The organism is Muribaculum sp., assembly GCF_029051885.1.
GTDB lineage: Bacteria > Bacteroidota > Bacteroidia > Bacteroidales > Muribaculaceae > Muribaculum.
The window spans coordinates 1-16,816 of sequence record NZ_JAIDKI010000130.1 but is presented as its reverse complement, the minus strand read 5'-3'; the positions used below and the strand labels follow the sequence as shown (position 1 = coordinate 16,816).

The window sequence follows — 16,816 nt, the reverse complement described above, 5'->3', positions numbered from 1 at the left end:
GCTATATGATGAGTATTTGTTTCAGAGTACAACTATTTCGCAAATCTCTGCTCCGTTTGAGCGGAAATTTACTTTAGTCGTGCCGTTTGCAATATTGATTTTGCGCCATGGTGTGGCAATTGTGTCGGATGACACGATGTTGCCTTTTGCATCAATCTGGTCGACGGTGACAGGGTTGCCGTTTTTCTTGCTGAGTACAAGAATCGATTTGGCTCCGCTATCGGGGATGAGGCTCCATGTGTCTCCTGCAAGTGTAGAATATGTGTCGGGATTCTGGTCGAATGCGTTGAGCATGCCGTCAACAGCAGCAGAAGCGGTAGCCTTGTAGGGAAGGTTGTCGGCGGTGACGGGATTTACGATGAATTCCCTTACAGTAGTCCAGCTTGTACGCTTTGAGTCGAGTCTCTTTATGCGCACGTAGCGAGCATCGATTCCGTTTTCATCTTTCCAGATGATATCGTAGGTCTCTTTTAAAGGAGATGTAAGATTGGTCCATGCATGTCCGTCGGCAGATGCCTGAAGTACGACATTGTCAAAATAATCAGTGTCGGCTGTGGAGTTGCGCCCCTGCATCACGCGGATATTATTGACTTTACGTATTGTGCCGAGGTCGAGACCAATCCAGTCGCCATCTTTCTGCGCTTCAGCCGAGGTATAGTGGTTTGTGGTGTCTCTGTCGGTCATCAGACGTGACTGGCGAGTGGCCAGATTGGGATATGTGCCAATCGGTATATATATCGTGGGTGTGTTTCCTGTAACTCGTCCGTAGAATGCGATTGCCATATCTTCGAGTGCATTCTCGATGAAAGGCTGTAGCTTCAGTGTGCCTGATTTGTGGGCATCGTAGGCTTTACGCTCTTCGGGAGTCATCAGCGCGTCGACATATCCGGTCCAGAATACAGAGTCGTTGCCGGCGCGGTATTGTTCAATCAGGTCTATGGCTTCCACTCCGCGCTGGCCGAGTTTGCCGAATTCGGTAAGCCAAGGCTTAAGTTCCTTCATCAGCAGCTGATTGTTGCATTTCGACTCCATAATGGCAGGAACTTTTTCGATTTTCTTAAATTCAGCCAGCAGAGCCGCAGCTTTTTCGGGGGTGTATTCATTGAGTGAGAATGTCGAGGTCTCCCACGATTCGTCGCGTCGGTATCCGTTTTCGGTATCGGAAGAGTGTATGGCGAATGTACGGTAGGCGTCGGTGGCATCAGGGGCAAGGTCGGCCAAAGCGCGTTCCCAGTTGTCAATGGCATTATAGGCCGGGGTATTCCATGTATAGTCGGCTACACCGTAAAGAGCCAGTTTGGAGGCTTCGCCATGTTCCATCGGATTTGTGCCGAATCCTACTACATCATCTTCGGTAATAGTGGTGTCCAGTCCGTATACAGGACCCTGGAGTATGAAGTTGCGGCAATAGTCTGATACAGGATAGTTCCACCACCAGAATCCCGGGCGACGGATAAGTCCGTTGAAGAAGTCCATAGTCTCGTGTGTAAGGTCGCTGCATACAACGTCGCCGGTATAGAATACTTCTATCGACTTGTCGAGCGAGCGTCCGTATGTAGCAAGAGCTCCGGCCGAGTCGGTTTTAGCCCATAGGCGGGAGTAGTCGGTAGGACATACTACGAGATTGCTTACATCGCCTTTCTTTTTTACGAACTCGCGGTTGAGGCGGTTGAACAGGTCGACTTGCTTCACGGGATTGCGTCCTTCGCCGTCGATATCATCAAAGAAAAGAGCGAAAGCCCTTACTCCAAGGTCATACATCATGTCGAGTTTGCTGACAAGGCTGTCGTAGTCGGCCTCGTTCCAGCGGATATCTCCTCCGGGGTGTATTGCCCAAATGAAGTCGACATGGTTGCGGTTGGCAGCCTCTACCAGCTCTTTGATTTTTTTAGCCTCTGGCTCCGGATATGGCTGTCGCCAGTGGGGAGTGCTGTGGTATGGGTCGTCCTTAGGACCGAAAAAGTAGCTGTTGAGCTTGTTTTTTCCATAGTAGTCGATGAGCGACAGGCGTACATCGTGGCTCCAGGGGTCTCCGTAGAATCCTTCGATAACACCTCGGCGCGACAGCGATGGCCAGTCGTTGACAGTCATATACGGGATAGAGCCTGATGATGCAATCTCTGATGCAAGTATCTGGCGTAGTGTCTGAAGACCGTAGAATGCTCCAGCTTCATCATATCCGGTGATAGTGACGCCTTTTTTGTCAACAGTAAGCTGATAGGCTTCCGGTCGGAGTTCGACTCCATTTTTTTTTGCCGGTTTCTCTCCGAAGTCGATAGTCAGGTCTATGCCTCCAGGTACGATTTCAGCGATTGTATAAGCGAATTTTCCTTTTTTGTCTTTGATGTTTTTTGAGGATGGCAGGGTATACACCGAGTTCCGGTCGATGTCGATGCTGTGGGGAGTGGGATTTATTACCAGCCCCTGATGATCGATTTTTTTTCCTGGTACAGGATTCAGCTGCTGTACTTCTGATCGTTGCGATGATAAATCAAACGCACCTTCGTCGGCTGCAGCTGTGTTTGGTACTGTAGCGCACATGACAGCAGTCATTGCGGCTGAAATCATAGTTTTCCTTAGGTCCATGTTAAGGGAAATGTTATAGTTTGTAGATTGATTGTCAGTTGTGTAATCAGAATAGTATAGTTTGTAGCTTTAGTGCGACTGTTACCATCCGAAGGCTTTTTCATCTTTCATCCAATGACCTTGTGCCCGCATTATCTCTTCGATAAGATCGCGCCCTACACCATATCCTCCATCGTATGGCGATATATATCGTGCAGTCTCTTTTATCTCACGTGCAGCATCGCGAGGAGCAACCGGGAGTCCGACATGCCGCATTACCTCGTAGTCGGGAATGTCGTCGCCGGCGTATGCCACCTCTTCCGGTTTAAGCCCTTGGCGTTTCATCCACTCGTGCAGAACGTTGATTTTAACGCCGGCTTTCATATATATGTCCTTTACGCCAAGCCCGCTGAAGCGGTCGTATACGGCCTGAGAGTCGGCTCCGGTGATGATCGCAATTTTGTAGCCGCATTTTACAGCAAGCTGTATGGCATATCCATCCTTAATATTGACCATGCGTTGCGGCATACCATCGCTACCGAGAGGTATGCATGAAGGCGATAGCACCCCGTCGACATCGAATACGATGCCGCGTATGAGCCTGAGGTCGTAGTCAATCTTGCTCATTTATTGAAATATTTTAGTATTGAGGCTGATATCAGTGAATATATTTCTCGGTCATCACCATGCAGCATTGTCTCGTGGGATGCTATTACCGAGCGGTCGCCACGTCGGGCCGGTCCTGTCTGTCCGTCGCGAGGTCCTGTTGTCATCGCTTTGGTGAGCGTAGCTTCGATAAGCGGGGCAAATACACGGATGTCAAGCCCTTCTTCACGGAGAAGAGTGTCGGCTTTGAGCCACATGTAATTGGCAAAGTTGCATGCAAAGACAGCTGCGATGTGAAGTCTGCGCCTCCGGTCGGAATCGGCATCGTATATGTGGGACGTGAATATTGCGGCGGTCTTCTTGAGCTTGTCGGCAGCCTCGGATGTTGACGCCTCTATGAACAACGGTACCTGAGTTATGTCTACATCAACATCACGTGAGAATGTCTGCAACGGATAGAATACGCCATGTGCATCTCCGACTCCTTTCAGGGCCGTGGCCGGTATCGAGCCGGATGTATGCGCCCATATGCCTTTGCGCCCCTGAAGTTGCTCGGCAAGCGGGATGATGGCATCGTCGCTTACCGATATCAGATAGAGGTCGGCGTCAGGTGCTATGTCATTGAGATTTTCTATGGCTTCGGCACCAATGTTGAGCGCGAGAGTTTCGGCATGTCGTGGATTGCGCGACCAAACCTGTATAATATTAGGGGCAAGCGCCTTGGCCAGATGTGTGGCCACATTTCCCGAGCCGAGCAATACTATTCGTCCCGGGATGTCTGATGTCGTCCTGTTCAGCGTTCCTTCCATTCGTTGATATGTACCTTCTCCCATAGCAGTTTTTCCAGATTCTGGGGCTTTTTCTCTTCTGCCGGATGTCCGATGGTTATTATCGCAACAGGAAGAATGGTGTCAGGCATGTCAAGTACATTTTGTACGTAGGTTTCCGACTCAAGGTCGCGGTCGGTGTATCGTCCACGTATCTGTATCCAGCATGAGCCCAGTCCGAGATCCTGAGCCTGAAGCTGTATGAAGGTGGCGGCTATTGCTGCATCTTCTATCCAAGGATCGCTTGCCTCAACATCGACAGCCACTACTATGGCAAGTGGGGCTTTGGCAATAGGCATTGCTCCGGCTTCTTTGCATTTGCTTAGAGCTTCGAGCCGAGCTGCGTCCTCTACTATCACAAATTGCCATGGACGGCTGCTTTTGCTTGTCGGGGCCATAAGGGCAGCCTCCATGATGGTCTTGACATCGTCAGCGGATATCTCTTCATCGGTATATTTGCGGATACTGCGACGGTTTGTTATAAGGTCGTGGAATGAAGTCATTGTATTGAGGGTATATGTTTGACATATGCAATCTCTGCACGATTGCCCTGTAAATTCACGGTATGGGTGTTATCTGCGGCATACCCATGCCTGCGGATATCGGTCGGCAAAGCCTTCACTCAACATCGGGCGCTGGGCAGCCTCGAAGGTCTTGCCTGTAGCTACATATATACGGTAACGTCCGTCACACTCAAGCAGATGCATTTCATTTCCGTTGGGGTGCTCTTCGATATATTCCGAGGCCTTGTAAGCTGAAGGAAGGGATGCCACAACAAGGAAGTAGCGGTCGGTGGCGTCGCAGCGAATGCTTTCTACCGGAGTGGGTCCCTCACGTTTTGCGACAGGGGCCGGTATGGCGGTGGCTGTGGCGGATGTAGAGTCGGGCATTGCAATCGCCAGGGTGAGCCGGCGTGTGCGGTTGTCGAGAGTCTTTAGCTCATCGCATGCCGATGATTTGCTCCTTTCAATGGTCGGGCCCATTGAGGCACGCATGGCACGGTTGTCGACGATTGGTGTCGACAGCATGAGTCCGAGCATTATCAGCGCTACCATTGCGGCAGCTACCTGAAGTATTCCGCGCTTTACCGGGGCAGCGTATGAGCCTGACGCCTCTTCCTGTCGCATGGATGAATCGACAATATGCTGTGCCGGTGAATGCAGGCTCAGCGGAGTGGCTTTTATTGCGCTCAATCCGATATAACGTGGCGAGACGTCAGCACTTTCGAAAGGTTCGAACGACGGCACGCCTTCTTCAGAAAGCGATAATACTCCGAGATGTCCGAGGCCGGTTTCTCCTTCCTGTTGCATCTGATAGCGCATGGTATTTACGCAGTCGGTCACAATCTGCGATGCCTGGTCGTATGTAAGACGATGGCGTCGGGCAACGGAGCTTACCAGCAGTCCGTCGTTGTGGACAAGCTCGGCATTGAAAGTGATTGAGCGTCGGGGCGGAAATATACACCCCAGCTCGGTATCGATGGATGCCGGAGTGTGGTGGGCTATAAGCGCACCAAGACCCGGCACGACAACGCAGTCATGTCGGAGCACCAGATATTCTATATGCTCGATTATCGATATCACTACGCAAAGTTAAGCACTTCCTGGCATTTTTCAAAACGAAACGAAACGTTTTTATCATGGCGTACGTACGATAAACGGTCTGCAACGGATGTATTATGGGGATTATCACCGGGCCGGAATCATGATGACTCCGGCCCGGTGATAATGTATGGTTGCGATGAGAGTGGTGAAATATAGTTATCGGTTACTCACCGGCATTCTGTTGCAGCCACTTTACACGTGTGGCGTCGGGCAGATGCTTCACAGAAAAGTCGGAGAATGTGGCACGGAAGCCGTTCCCATCGGGACATGCGGCCATCATGCCTATTTTTACAGGGCGGTTGGCCTCCATCCATGCGTTGCGCATGAGTGTGTATTCTTTGTCGTCGAAAGAGTAGAATATCTCTATGGCGTCGAGGCGTCGCACAGCTTTTATCCATATGAAATCGACAGGACGGTCAAGTGCAATAACACTCCAGTCGGATGTGTGATGGGTGACTACTGTACTTAGGTTATATTTGCCGTCGACAAATTCGATGCCGGCCTTGATATAGTTTTCGTGATCGATGCGTATCATCATTCCGGCCTGGTCGAAGCGCACTTTATAGTCGCCGCTCACTTTGACTTTAGCCTCGAATTCGCCTCCGTATTCGGCATAATAGAAAGGAGCGTCGTCGACGGTAAATCCGTAGTGTGATATCCGCCAATAGTCGCTCTGCGGGGTTACATCCATGGTGAGTTTACCTCCGTCGATGTTCCATTGTGCCGGTTCGTTAAACCAGTTCATCTTTTCAAGTGTCTGGCCACAAACCGATTGTGCTGCAATAAGTGATAATGCTGTTGCTAATGTTGCCTTTATATTCATTGCTTTATTGTTTTTAAATAACCATTCAATCAATTAACTTTGCAAAGTTAATGGCTTGCTTTATAGCAGGCAATGGCTAAAAATAACCATTTTTGCATATGGATACCTTCCGCCGTCTTGATACCATAATGAGAAACCAGCCTAAATCGATAGCATGCGCCGACCGTGTAGCTGTGGAACGCTATGCCGAGGCTATAGCAACGATGGAGAATGTTGTGGCTGTGCTCAGCGACCTGAAAGCCGGAACGAGCCGTATATTTCACGGTGCGTTCGGCGACTGCATAGGGTTGCAGCGCTATATTTCGGAAAACTCAATCTGGGAAAAAGAGATACTTGACCTTATTCCTGAGGCTGACCGTGAGGAGAAGTATCTGGCAGAGCTGAGGTTTTATAATTTTCTGCGGCATATGCCTCGCGGACGTAGGCAGGCTTATTTTCTTGCCGCCAAACTGCGCTTCATGCCATGCGGGATGTCGCCGGTCGATGTGCTCCACCGTATGTACTATATATACACACCCGATGGAGATGCTTTGAGTCATGCGCTGTGTCTCTACGGGCCACAGGCATTCGATTTTCCGGGCAGAAGTGTTGCCGTAAATTCAGTGACGGGTCAGCTTCATCCTCTTACATCAGCGTCTGACGACAGTATACTCTCGCGACGTGAAAAACAGGTGCTCGAACTAATCGACATGGGGCGTTCAAGCCGTGAGATAGCTGAGGCTATGTCGATAAGCGTGCATACTGTAAGCCGTCACCGTCAGGAAATACTGGCCAAACTCCAGGTGAAGAATTCGGCAGAGGCGTGCCGTCTGGCCAGGAGTCTTTCGATTATTACCAGATGAATGTGTCGTGAGATGTAGTAGTGTTGCCGCAAGCATCTGTCGCAGTCATTACTACTTCGTGTTTTTTACCTTTTGTAAAGCGCGACGGGTCCATCACGAAAGTTGCTGTGGCAGTCTTGCCGTCGAGCTCAAACAGTGCGTACTTTCCGTCGATAGTGCCTCGGTAGGTCTTTATACCGCTGAGATTGTCGGAAAGTACATACTTTACACGTCCGTTGCGTCCCCAGGTTTCCGGTTTGACTGGGCGAACTTTGGGAGCTACAGTATCGGTTGTGACTGTGAAACGGCCAAGTGCCGACGGACGTCCCTCCATGCGTCCCTCCCGCCATGTCGCATCGACCCTGGCAGAGCCGCCTTTGGGTGTGAGCCTTACCAAGCATAGCTTTTCGGGGGTTATAGCCGGCGGGCACTGTACATTTATATTTACTTCAAACTCTCCGCTTACAGGTACAGTAGCGCTCCCTACTGAGTATACGGGTGTAAGATATTTGTCGGATGGTGTGGATGTGATGGATATATAGCCGTCATTGTAGAATGTGCCTTTGGGGAATGTTACTTCCACCCCGTCGACATTGAAGGTGTTGCGTCCGCGATGGTCGATGAGACTTCCTTTGCTCTCTCTCTCAGGTATGTCGGCTTTACGGCCATGGATTGTAAACGGCTGTGTCTTGCGGTTGCCGTGTTCGTCCTCCAGAATCCATCGGCAATGGTAATCGCGCTCTTCGTTTATGAGCAGTGTGCCGCGGTCGACTGTACGTATCATGTCGCCAAGCGGTTCGGCATCGGGTATCTGTGTCCACATCATCCATGAGCCATTGTTGATTACCCCGGCATAGTCGGTGAGTGTGTTGACAGCCCGTGTGTTGTCAAATGAAAAGCGGTCAATCGTGCGGCGGTACACCTCTTTGCCGTCGACTTCGAGTGCAAGATGTTTCACTCCATATATATTGGTAGTGCCGCTCATGCGGTCGTAGGCTTTTATTGCCGGGACAACACGTCCCCAGGCGGTGAATCCCTGCGCAAATTTTGCAGGCACGAGGGTGGAAGTTCCGGCTACATCGCCTTCTCCGTCGACGGCATACAGACCAAGTGCTCTTACCTCAGGGGCTACCGCATCTTTTATATGTCGCCGATAGTATACCATCGGGTCGAGCGGATCGCCGGTGTGTGTGTCGCGTACATCCATGTGCAGGTGCGGGCCTCCCGAAGAGCCGGAGTTTCCGCTTCGGCCTATGGCTTCCCCGCGTTTTACCTGGATTTCCCCGGGGAGGAAATTCATATCTATTGAGAATGTCTCACGGGCATATTGCTCTGCGCGCGCACGTTTGTCGATGGCGGGAGAAAAGGCCTCGAGGTGACCGTATACTGTGGTCAGCCCTGTTGTCGGATGTGTGACGTATACTGCGCGTCCGAATCCCCATGGAGAGGCCACAATTCGGCTTACATACCCGTCGTCGGCGCTGCGGACGGTGAGTCCGGTGCGTCCCTGCGTCTTGAAATCGAGTCCGGAGTGGAAATGGTTGCGTCGCAATTCGCCGAAATTACCGCTGAGTATCAATGGTATGTCGAGCGGTAGTCCAAGTTCCGGCAGTTTGTCTCCGGCAATATTTCCGTTCGGTTTCTGTTGTGCGTCGGCACTTATTGTCCCTGCTATTGTAATTATAATGGATGCGGCGACTGCAGCACAGTCTCGCAACATCTTATCGCATATATGATATGTCATAATCAAGCACTTATTAGTAACAAAAAAGAAGGGCAGCCCGAGGAGGGTCTGCCCTTTCTTTTAAAGTGCCACATCAAAGGAATGCGATGAAACTCCGAATGACAGGATTTGAGCGCTCGCCATCCTTTGTAATCCGCCTTGGTGTCGTAGACACCTCCACTCTCCGAGAAGAGGGATGGGGCCCGCCATCAGACAGCTAAGCATGTCTCGGTATTTCATTATTAATTGATGAGTTTCCCAATCTACTTTGATGTGGTGTTATCATCTTCGACAACTCAGAATGTTGAGGCTTGAGAATAGCTTCCTCGATAAGTCTGTAGTGTGTCGTCAGGATCTCTTTCCCTTTGTCTTTATAACGCAAAGATAGTTCTTCTTGTTGAATCCTCCAAAAAAAATACCGGAAAAATCAGGTTGACTTCTCGGAGAATGGTGTGCCTGATGTGTCTATTCATGTGGTTAACACTTTTTTGGTAGAGGGTTATGTTTTGTATATATATCGTTTGTGTGGGAATTTGTACCTTTGTAAGTTAATTAAGAAAAGTCAATGTCTGAACGCAATATATTAATTCAAGGGGCAAGAGTCAACAATCTTAAGAATGTAAGCGTGGAGATTCCCCGCAATCGCCTGGTGGTTATAACCGGCGTAAGCGGTAGCGGAAAGTCCAGTCTCGCATTCGACACCCTTTATGCCGAGGGGCAGCGACGTTATGTCGAGAGTCTGTCGGCTTATGCCCGTCAGTTTCTTGGCAAAATGGCCAAGCCTGAGGTAGACTTTATCAGAGGTCTCCCCCCGGCAATCGCCATAGAGCAGAAGGTAAATACGCGCAATCCGCGTTCTACGGTAGGCACCTCTACTGAAATATATGATTATATGCGTCTGCTTTTCGGGCGTGTAGGACGCACCTATTCTCCGGTTTCCGGCGAGCAGGTACGCAAGCATAGTGTAGGCGATGTGCTCTCAGTCGCCGGTCAGTATCCTGAGGGGACACGCGTTGCAGTCGCAGCTCCGATATTTCTTCCTGAGGGGCGTACTTTGCGGCAGCAGCTTGATATACTTATGAAGGGAGGGTATTCTCGCCTCGTTACATTGTCCGACGGGTGTTTCCTTGATATAGAGGAGATGCTTGCCGGCGATAATCTGCCGGAGTCGGCCGACGGACTTATGCTGTTGATTGACCGTCTTGCAGTAGCCGCTGACGGTGACGAACTGAGTCGACTTGCTGAGTCGGTGGAGACTGCTTTTTTCGAGGGACGCGACGAAATGGTGCTTCTTGTATGGGCCGACGAAGGCTTGAAGGAGCATAGATTTTCCAAGCGTTTCGAGGCCGACGGCATTACTTTCCGTGAGCCGAGCGAACTTATGTTCAATTTCAATAACCCTTACGGAGCGTGTCCCGTATGCGAGGGGTTTGGCAAGACCGTCGGCATTGACCCTGCGCTGGTGGTGCCCGACACCTCTCTGTCGGTCTATGACGATGCTGTAGTGTGCTGGCGAGGAGAGAAGATGAGCGAATGTAAGCGCGACCTTATACGACTCGCGCCTCAGCTTGGATTTCCGATTCATAAGCCATATTGCGAACTTACACCCGACGAACTTGATATCCTCTGGCATGGGCGCGGCAAGTTTTATGGTATCGACGGCTTCTTCAGGTGGGTCGACGAGAATCAGTATAAGATACAGTATCGCGTGATGAAGGCGCGCTATCGCGGAAAGACGGTGTGTCCCGAGTGTCATGGGTCCCGGCTTAAGCCCGATGCGTCGTATGTAAAAATCGGCGGCCGTACCATAATGGAACTTGTGAGCATGCCTGTGGCCGACCTGCGCCGGTGGTTCTCGGAACTTGAGCTTGACGATACCGAATCGCGTGTGGCCACCCGATTGCTTATGGAAATCAACAACCGTATCGGATTCCTTTGCGATGTAGGACTCGGCTATCTTACACTCGACCGCTTGTCATCGACTCTGTCGGGAGGTGAAAGCCAGCGCATCAATCTTGCCACTTCATTGGGCAGCAGTCTTGTCGGTTCGCTGTATATACTTGATGAGCCGAGTATCGGACTGCATCCGCGCGACACGGCCAAACTTGTGGAAGTGCTCAGGCGCCTTCAGATGATTGGCAATACGGTGGTAATTGTGGAGCATGATGCCGATATAATGCGTGCGGCCGACTATCTTATCGATGTGGGCCGTGATGCCGGACGCCTTGGCGGAAATATAGTTTATCAGGGTCCTGTGGATTCGCTGCCGGCAGATGCGGCCGATTCTTACACCGTAAAATATCTGCGCGGTGATTTGTCGGTACCTCTGCCTGCACACCGTCGTCGCTGGAAAGACTATATAGAGGTGGTCGGTGCGCGTGAGCATAATCTGAAGAATATAGATGTGCGTTTCCCGCTCGGAGTGATGACTGTAGTCACCGGAGTCAGCGGCAGCGGCAAGTCGACACTTGTGCGCGATGTGTTTTGGCGAGCTATGGTACGTCAGCTCGGCGAAGCAGGCGATGCTCCGGGGCTTCACAAGGAATTGCGCGGTGATTTGTCGCGCATAAAGGCGGTGGAGTTTGTCGACCAGGACCCTATAGGACGTTCGTCGCGAAGCAATGCGGCCACATACCTTAAGGCATACGATGAGATACGCAAACTTTTTGCAGAGCAGCAGGGTGCGAAGCAGATGGGATTTACACCTGCCTTCTTCTCGTTTAATACCGAGGGTGGTCGATGTGAGGAATGCAAAGGGGAGGGTACCATTACGATTGAGATGCAGTTTATGGCCGACATCGTAATACCCTGTGAGACGTGTCATGGACAGCGTTTCAAGCCGGAGATACTCGACATCCGTTATCGTGGGCAGAATATCAACGATGTGCTTGAAATGACAGTCAATCAGGCGATAGAATTTTTTGGTGAGGACGATACTTCACTTGCCAAGAAGATAGTGAAGCGTCTTAAACCGCTTCAGGATGTCGGACTGGGTTATATCAAGCTCGGGCAGTCGTCGTCGACACTCTCGGGTGGCGAGAACCAGCGTGTTAAACTGGCCTACTATCTCGCTCAGGAGAAGCCGGAGCCTACTATGTTTATATTTGACGAGCCTACTACCGGACTTCATCTGAATGATATAAACAAGCTGATGGACAGTTTCAGCCGTCTTATTGCACAGGGACATACAGTATTGATTATCGAGCATAATCTCGATGTCATCAAATGTGCCGACCATGTCATTGACATCGGTCCTGAAGGTGGTGACCTCGGTGGCAATGTAGTGGCCGCCGGCACTCCCGAGCAGATAGTCTCGTGTGCCGACAGTTATACCGGCCGATATCTTGCACCTCTGCTTATACGGTAGATTATTAACCAGTTTCTGATACATAGAATAGTTTGCCTACTTCGTCCCGATGCATGCCTCGCTACAGCTGTGCTTGCATTGGGACGAAGTCGCATTCAGCACTTTAGCGGGCGTGTGGTGTATGGATTGCTGTTATCGGTATTTGATAATATTTCTATATTTTAACAAATCTTCATTTTTCCGGGGTAAAAGTAGGTGAGAGTGGAGAATGTTTTGTAACTTTGCAGCCGAAAAAATTGAAAGAGTTCAGAATCGATAATTGAAAGAGTTCAAAAAAAGCGAGTTATGATTAATAGAATACTCATCAGAATGAAGGTAGTACAGATGCTTTATTCCTACCTTCTTACAAGAAGCCGATTTAATATTATCCCGGCTCCCGACGCACCTTCACGCGACAAGCGCTTCGCCCACTCGCTATACAACGAACTCCTGTTGCTGCTTCTCGACAACTCAGGCTACCGTATAACATTTGACGGCGACAACGTATTGCGCGTCATTGCTCCCGAGCGTTCTAAATCAGGACAGCCATACACACGCATTGCGGCAGCACTGTCTACCAACGATGAACTCCGTCCGATTATTACGGCGCAGCGTTCATGGATTGAGGCTCTGGCCCCATTGAGAGGTGTATACAGTGCCGCTGTTAAGGAATCGGCCATATTCAAGGAATACATGCGCAAGCGCACACCGATGGAGATTGACGACGAAGCCCGTCTGTGGAAGAATCTGATGCGCACCGTGCTTTTGCGCGACAAGGGTATTGACACTCTCGTGCGTTCCAATCCCGAATTTACCATCAACGGCTATAATGAGGCTCTCAAGATGTTTGATGCCACGCTTGATGATTATGCCGACGTGCGTTCTTCACTGATAGATGCTCGCCGTTCGCTCGGCACATCGCTCGACAAGGCCTACGAACTCTACCACTCGCTCCTGCAGCTGATGATAGACCTTACGCATACACGCGAGATACAGATTGACGAAGCCAAGCACAAATATCTGCCCAGCCACGACGACCTCAACCCGAATATGAAGTTTGTCGAAAATCAGTTTGTGCGCGCTCTCGCCGAAAATGCCGACATGAAAGCATATCTTGAGGCTACTCCGATAAGCTGGATTGACGACCAGGTGACTTTGCGCCATCTGCTTGACAAAATCATGGAATCGGATATATACAAGGCTTATATGGCCGATTCGGTGAGCGACATGGAAAAAGACAGCGAGTTGTGGTATGCTCTTTTCAAGAACGTGATAGCCGACAGCGACGAACTGGCCGAGGCTCTTGAGGCGCAGTCGGTGTTCTGGAACGATGACCTTGCAATCATGGGATCATTTGTCCTTAAGACTATACGTCGCTTCGCTCATGCCGGCGACGACCTGGAGAGTGTCAATCTGATGCCTAAATTCAAAGACATCGAGGACGAGCGCTTCGGTCCGCGTCTTTTTGATGCTGCAGTGGCTCATCAGCAGGAGTACCGCGCTCTTATCGACTCGCGCCTTGAGGGGAGCACTTGGGATCCGGAGCGCCTTGCATTCATGGATATAGTCATACTCGAGACTGCTATAGCCGAGCTGCTCAACTTCCCGTCGATACCGACCGTCGTGACAGTCAATGAATATACTGAAATCGCCAACTACTACTCGACTGCAAAGAGCGGACAGTTTGTGACCGGTATGCTCTACGGCATAATCAATCAGCTTAAAAGCGACGGCACATTGGTAAAAGAGTGACATCAGGGCCGGCATAATTCCGGGCCATTGGCGATAATGTTGCGATGGTTTGTGTATTTTGCTTCAAAAAAGGCCTTGAATGATGGTTTCTCGGCAAATATGTGTATATTTGCAGGAGAAGAAATTTAATAATAAATACAACAACGACTATTTAATCATGATTTACAATCTAATAGCTCTTCAGGCTGCCGGAAATAACGGCGCCGGAATAATGAATATCGGCCTTATCGTCATACTTTTTGCCGTGTTCTATTTCTTTATGATTCGTCCGCAGCAGAAGAAGCAGAAAGAGATTAAGAAATTTCGCGACGCTCTTACCAAGGGTGACAAGGTTATCACCGCAGGTGGTATCTATGGAAAAATCCGCAATGTAGGCACTACTACTTTCGACATAGAGATTGCTGAAGGCGTACGCATCACAATTGACAAGAATTCGGTATATCCTTCGGCTCAGGAAGTCACCGAGGCAACTGCCCAGAAATAATCCGGCCGTCGGTATTCCGGCTGCGCCTCAATTTTAGAGCTTGTTTAATAATAAATGTTGCCGCCAGGGTCGTATATATTGAGGCGATTTTCGACATGTGACGAAGGAGTGTACTTTATGTACACGACTGAGGAACAGGGTGAAAAGCGGCCAAGATATACGAGACAAAAGGTGACTTTATAACCATTCAACCTCCCTCCTGCTTTTGAAACAAATGTAAAAATATATCACCGATATGAAACAAATTACCTCCAGTCGGTCAATCGCCGGCATCTTTCCGCCTGCTCTTCGGTCGTTATGGAACCCCATAACTCCCTCATCACAAGCGAAAATATGCTCGACGAATGACCGCCCTGACGGTAACATTTATTATTAAACAAGCTCTTAATCAACCCCTCTGATATGTCACTATAGCGAGGATGGCACTGACGGAAAAAATACGTAAAATCACAGACAGAATCCACCTTGCGGTCACGTCGTCACGTGGCCGCGAAGTGGGTCTGTTTCTTTTGTTTCTGGCCATTTCCTATGTATTCTGGCTGCTTCTGACGCTCAACAATGAGTCGCAGGATGATATTGATGTGCCCATTGCTATTGTCAATGTGCCCGACAGCGTTACATTTATTACGGATGTACCGCCTGTAATAAAGGCAAGCGTAAGAGACAAGGGCTCTATACTGATGCGTTATCGATTCAACAACTCCAAGGTGATGAAAATCGACTGGGGGGAATATGTTGGACGCACGGATGATAATCGTTTCCTTATGGGGCGTCAGGATTTGGGGGCCCGACTGCGCGACTATTTCGGAAGTTCATCGCAGATTGTCACTGTGGCGCCTGATTCGCTGAAACTGACATACACTACAAGTCCGGGACGCAAGGTTGCCGTACATGTCAATGCCGATGTGCGTCCGGCTCTTGGCAACATAGTGAACGGACCGCTCACGATTAATACCGATTCGGTGACGTTATATTCTGTCACCGATATGCCCCATTCCCTTACATCGGTCGAGACTATGCCGATTATACGCTCGAAACTTACCGATACTACTTCCGTCCTGGTCAAGATAAAACCAATCGACGGTGTGCGTATAGTACCCGACAATGTTACAGTCACTATACCTGTCGAGCCTCTTATCGCACGCAGTCAGATGGCATCGATTGTAGTAAAGAATATGCCTGATGGCTATGGCTTGCTTACATTCCCGTCGCAGATTGAAGTCAGCTATCTTATCCCTATGAGCGCATACAACACAGAACCTTACGACATAAAGGCATATGTGGATTTTGCCGATGCTCTGTCGGCTCCGACATCAAAGATTCCCGTCACGATGTCGCTGATGCCTGAACTGTACCGCGATGTTACGATTTCGCCCGACAGCGTTGAGTACATTGTAGAACAGCGTCATCAGTAAGGATATCCTTTTTCCATTTGCATATATATTTTTTCTCTTAAATCGCACCTGTTATATAATCCTTAATACCAATTTATTACAAACTTTTACTAAAACACTGATACACCATGAAGATTACCGCAATTACCGGAGGAATCGGCAGCGGCAAGTCCGTAGTATCGGAAATGCTGCGCACGATGGGCTATCCTGTCTATGACTGTGACTCGCGGGCAAAAGTGATTATGGATGCCGATGAAGAAATCAAACAGGCTATTGCCACGCAGATATGTCGTGATGCCATAGATGCTGATGGAAATATTGACCGAAAGCGTCTTGGCGCAGTAGTTTTCTCGGATGCCACGCTGCTCGAACAGCTCAACTCGATAGTGCATGGTGCCGTGCGAGCTGATTTCCGCCGATGGGCAGAGTCGGCTGGCGTTGAGCGAGTATGGCTTGAGACGGCTCTGCTATATGAAAGCAGGCTTGACAGGCTTGTCGATGACGTATGGGAAGTATCTGCTCCTGAAGACCTGAAGATAAGACGAGTAATGCGGCGTAACGCCATGACTGCCGAGCAGGTAAAGGCTCGCATAGAGGCTCAGCAGCGTACGTCACATCCGGAAAAACATCCATGTGTCAATCTTATTGTCAATGACGATGTGCAGCCACTTCTTCCGCAAGTGCTCGCACTTCTCTGAGAATCCTCTGCAAGTATAGATAATCACTGCATCATCCGATTGCACTGAGGCCAACTAAAACGCCACCCCGCAGATGCTTCTTCTGCGGGGTGACTTTTTAGACCCCGTTCCCCAATATTTGTTAACGCTGGGGCGGTCAAGCGTCGTGCAGATGTGTTCGCGCAGTGAGGGAG

Annotated in this window: 13 protein-coding genes; 6 read left to right on the top strand and 7 right to left on the bottom strand. The window is 49.8% G+C overall.

The window, feature by feature from the left end; translation table 11 throughout:
• Positions 1-21: 21 nt before the first annotated feature.
• The 6 genes from K2I50_RS05740 to K2I50_RS05715 form a co-directional block, all read right to left on the bottom strand.
• On the bottom strand, positions 22-2,586 hold the full coding sequence (locus tag K2I50_RS05740) for a glycoside hydrolase family 84 protein (RefSeq protein ID WP_301025253.1): 2,565 nt from the start codon (positions 2,584-2,586) through the stop codon (positions 22-24).
• Positions 2,587-2,667: 81 nt separating this feature from the next.
• Positions 2,668-3,192, bottom strand: coding sequence for a KdsC family phosphatase (locus tag K2I50_RS05735; protein ID WP_301025252.1), 525 nt, complete (start codon positions 3,190-3,192; stop codon positions 2,668-2,670).
• Entirely contained in the window at positions 3,189-3,980 is a 792-nt protein-coding gene (locus tag K2I50_RS05730; RefSeq protein ID WP_301025251.1) for a Rossmann-like and DUF2520 domain-containing protein, read from the bottom strand. The genes K2I50_RS05735 and K2I50_RS05730 overlap by 4 nt, the downstream gene beginning before the upstream one ends.
• Positions 3,965-4,501, bottom strand: a complete 537-nt coding sequence (locus K2I50_RS05725) for a nitroreductase family protein (RefSeq protein ID WP_301025250.1) — start codon at positions 4,499-4,501, stop codon at positions 3,965-3,967. The genes K2I50_RS05730 and K2I50_RS05725 overlap by 16 nt, the downstream gene beginning before the upstream one ends.
• Before the next feature lie 69 nt (positions 4,502-4,570).
• Positions 4,571-5,581 (bottom strand): HU domain-containing protein, encoded by a 1,011-nt coding sequence (locus K2I50_RS05720; protein ID WP_301025249.1) that lies wholly within the window; start codon positions 5,579-5,581, stop codon positions 4,571-4,573.
• A 184-nt stretch (positions 5,582-5,765) separates the two neighbouring features.
• A complete protein-coding gene (locus tag K2I50_RS05715) occupies positions 5,766-6,425 on the bottom strand; it encodes a DUF1349 domain-containing protein (RefSeq protein ID WP_301025248.1) in 660 nt (219 codons plus the stop codon).
• A 98-nt stretch (positions 6,426-6,523) separates the two neighbouring features.
• Here K2I50_RS05715 and K2I50_RS05710 point away from each other — a divergent pair, with 98 nt between their 5' ends.
• On the top strand, positions 6,524-7,267 hold the full coding sequence (locus K2I50_RS05710) for a response regulator transcription factor (RefSeq protein ID WP_301025247.1): 744 nt from the start codon (positions 6,524-6,526) through the stop codon (positions 7,265-7,267).
• On the opposite strand, the gene K2I50_RS05705 is transcribed toward K2I50_RS05710, so the two are convergent.
• The gene (locus K2I50_RS05705; protein ID WP_301025246.1) at positions 7,257-8,990 is read right to left on the bottom strand and encodes a M23 family metallopeptidase; all 1,734 of its coding nucleotides are present in this window, start codon (positions 8,988-8,990) and stop codon (positions 7,257-7,259) included. The genes K2I50_RS05710 and K2I50_RS05705 overlap by 11 nt on opposite strands.
• Before the next feature lie 544 nt (positions 8,991-9,534).
• Here K2I50_RS05705 and uvrA point away from each other — a divergent pair.
• The 5 genes from uvrA (at position 9,535) to coaE (ending at position 16,643) form a co-directional block, all read left to right on the top strand.
• Entirely contained in the window at positions 9,535-12,336 is a 2,802-nt protein-coding gene (gene uvrA, locus K2I50_RS05700) for an excinuclease ABC subunit UvrA (protein ID WP_301025245.1), read from the top strand.
• A gap of 285 nt (positions 12,337-12,621) precedes the next feature.
• Positions 12,622-14,067 carry a transcription antitermination factor NusB gene (locus K2I50_RS05695; protein ID WP_301025244.1) on the top strand — a complete coding sequence of 482 codons (1,446 nt, stop codon included), beginning with the start codon at positions 12,622-12,624 and terminating at the stop codon, positions 14,065-14,067.
• A 157-nt stretch (positions 14,068-14,224) separates the two neighbouring features.
• On the top strand, positions 14,225-14,551 hold the full coding sequence (yajC, locus tag K2I50_RS05690; protein ID WP_301025243.1) for a preprotein translocase subunit YajC: 327 nt from the start codon (positions 14,225-14,227) through the stop codon (positions 14,549-14,551).
• Positions 14,552-14,970: 419 nt separating this feature from the next.
• A complete protein-coding gene (locus K2I50_RS05685; RefSeq protein ID WP_301025242.1) occupies positions 14,971-15,966 on the top strand; it encodes a YbbR-like domain-containing protein in 996 nt (331 codons plus the stop codon).
• Positions 15,967-16,073: 107 nt separating this feature from the next.
• Positions 16,074-16,643 (top strand): dephospho-CoA kinase, encoded by a 570-nt coding sequence (coaE, locus tag K2I50_RS05680; protein WP_301025241.1) that lies wholly within the window; start codon positions 16,074-16,076, stop codon positions 16,641-16,643.
• Positions 16,644-16,816 lie beyond the last annotated feature (173 nt).

Bases quoted from the DNA above. Each gene is read 5' to 3' on its own strand.
- K2I50_RS05740 (WP_301025253.1), bottom strand. From the start codon at position 2,586: ATGGACCTAAGGAAAACTATGATTTCAGCCGCAATGACTGCTGTCATG.
- K2I50_RS05735 (WP_301025252.1), bottom strand. From the start codon at position 3,192: ATGAGCAAGATTGACTACGACCTCAGGCTCATACGCGGCATCGTATTC.
- K2I50_RS05730 (WP_301025251.1), bottom strand. From the start codon at position 3,980: ATGGAAGGAACGCTGAACAGGACGACATCAGACATCCCGGGACGAATA.
- K2I50_RS05725 (WP_301025250.1), bottom strand. From the start codon at position 4,501: ATGACTTCATTCCACGACCTTATAACAAACCGTCGCAGTATCCGCAAA.
- K2I50_RS05715 (WP_301025248.1), bottom strand. From the start codon at position 6,425: ATGAATATAAAGGCAACATTAGCAACAGCATTATCACTTATTGCAGCA.
- K2I50_RS05710 (WP_301025247.1), top strand. From the start codon at position 6,524: ATGGATACCTTCCGCCGTCTTGATACCATAATGAGAAACCAGCCTAAA.
- K2I50_RS05705 (WP_301025246.1), bottom strand. From the start codon at position 8,990: ATGACATATCATATATGCGATAAGATGTTGCGAGACTGTGCTGCAGTC.
- uvrA (WP_301025245.1), top strand. From the start codon at position 9,535: ATGTCTGAACGCAATATATTAATTCAAGGGGCAAGAGTCAACAATCTT.
- K2I50_RS05695 (WP_301025244.1), top strand. From the start codon at position 12,622: ATGATTAATAGAATACTCATCAGAATGAAGGTAGTACAGATGCTTTAT.
- yajC (WP_301025243.1), top strand. From the start codon at position 14,225: ATGATTTACAATCTAATAGCTCTTCAGGCTGCCGGAAATAACGGCGCC.
- K2I50_RS05685 (WP_301025242.1), top strand. From the start codon at position 14,971: ATGGCACTGACGGAAAAAATACGTAAAATCACAGACAGAATCCACCTT.
- coaE (WP_301025241.1), top strand. From the start codon at position 16,074: ATGAAGATTACCGCAATTACCGGAGGAATCGGCAGCGGCAAGTCCGTA.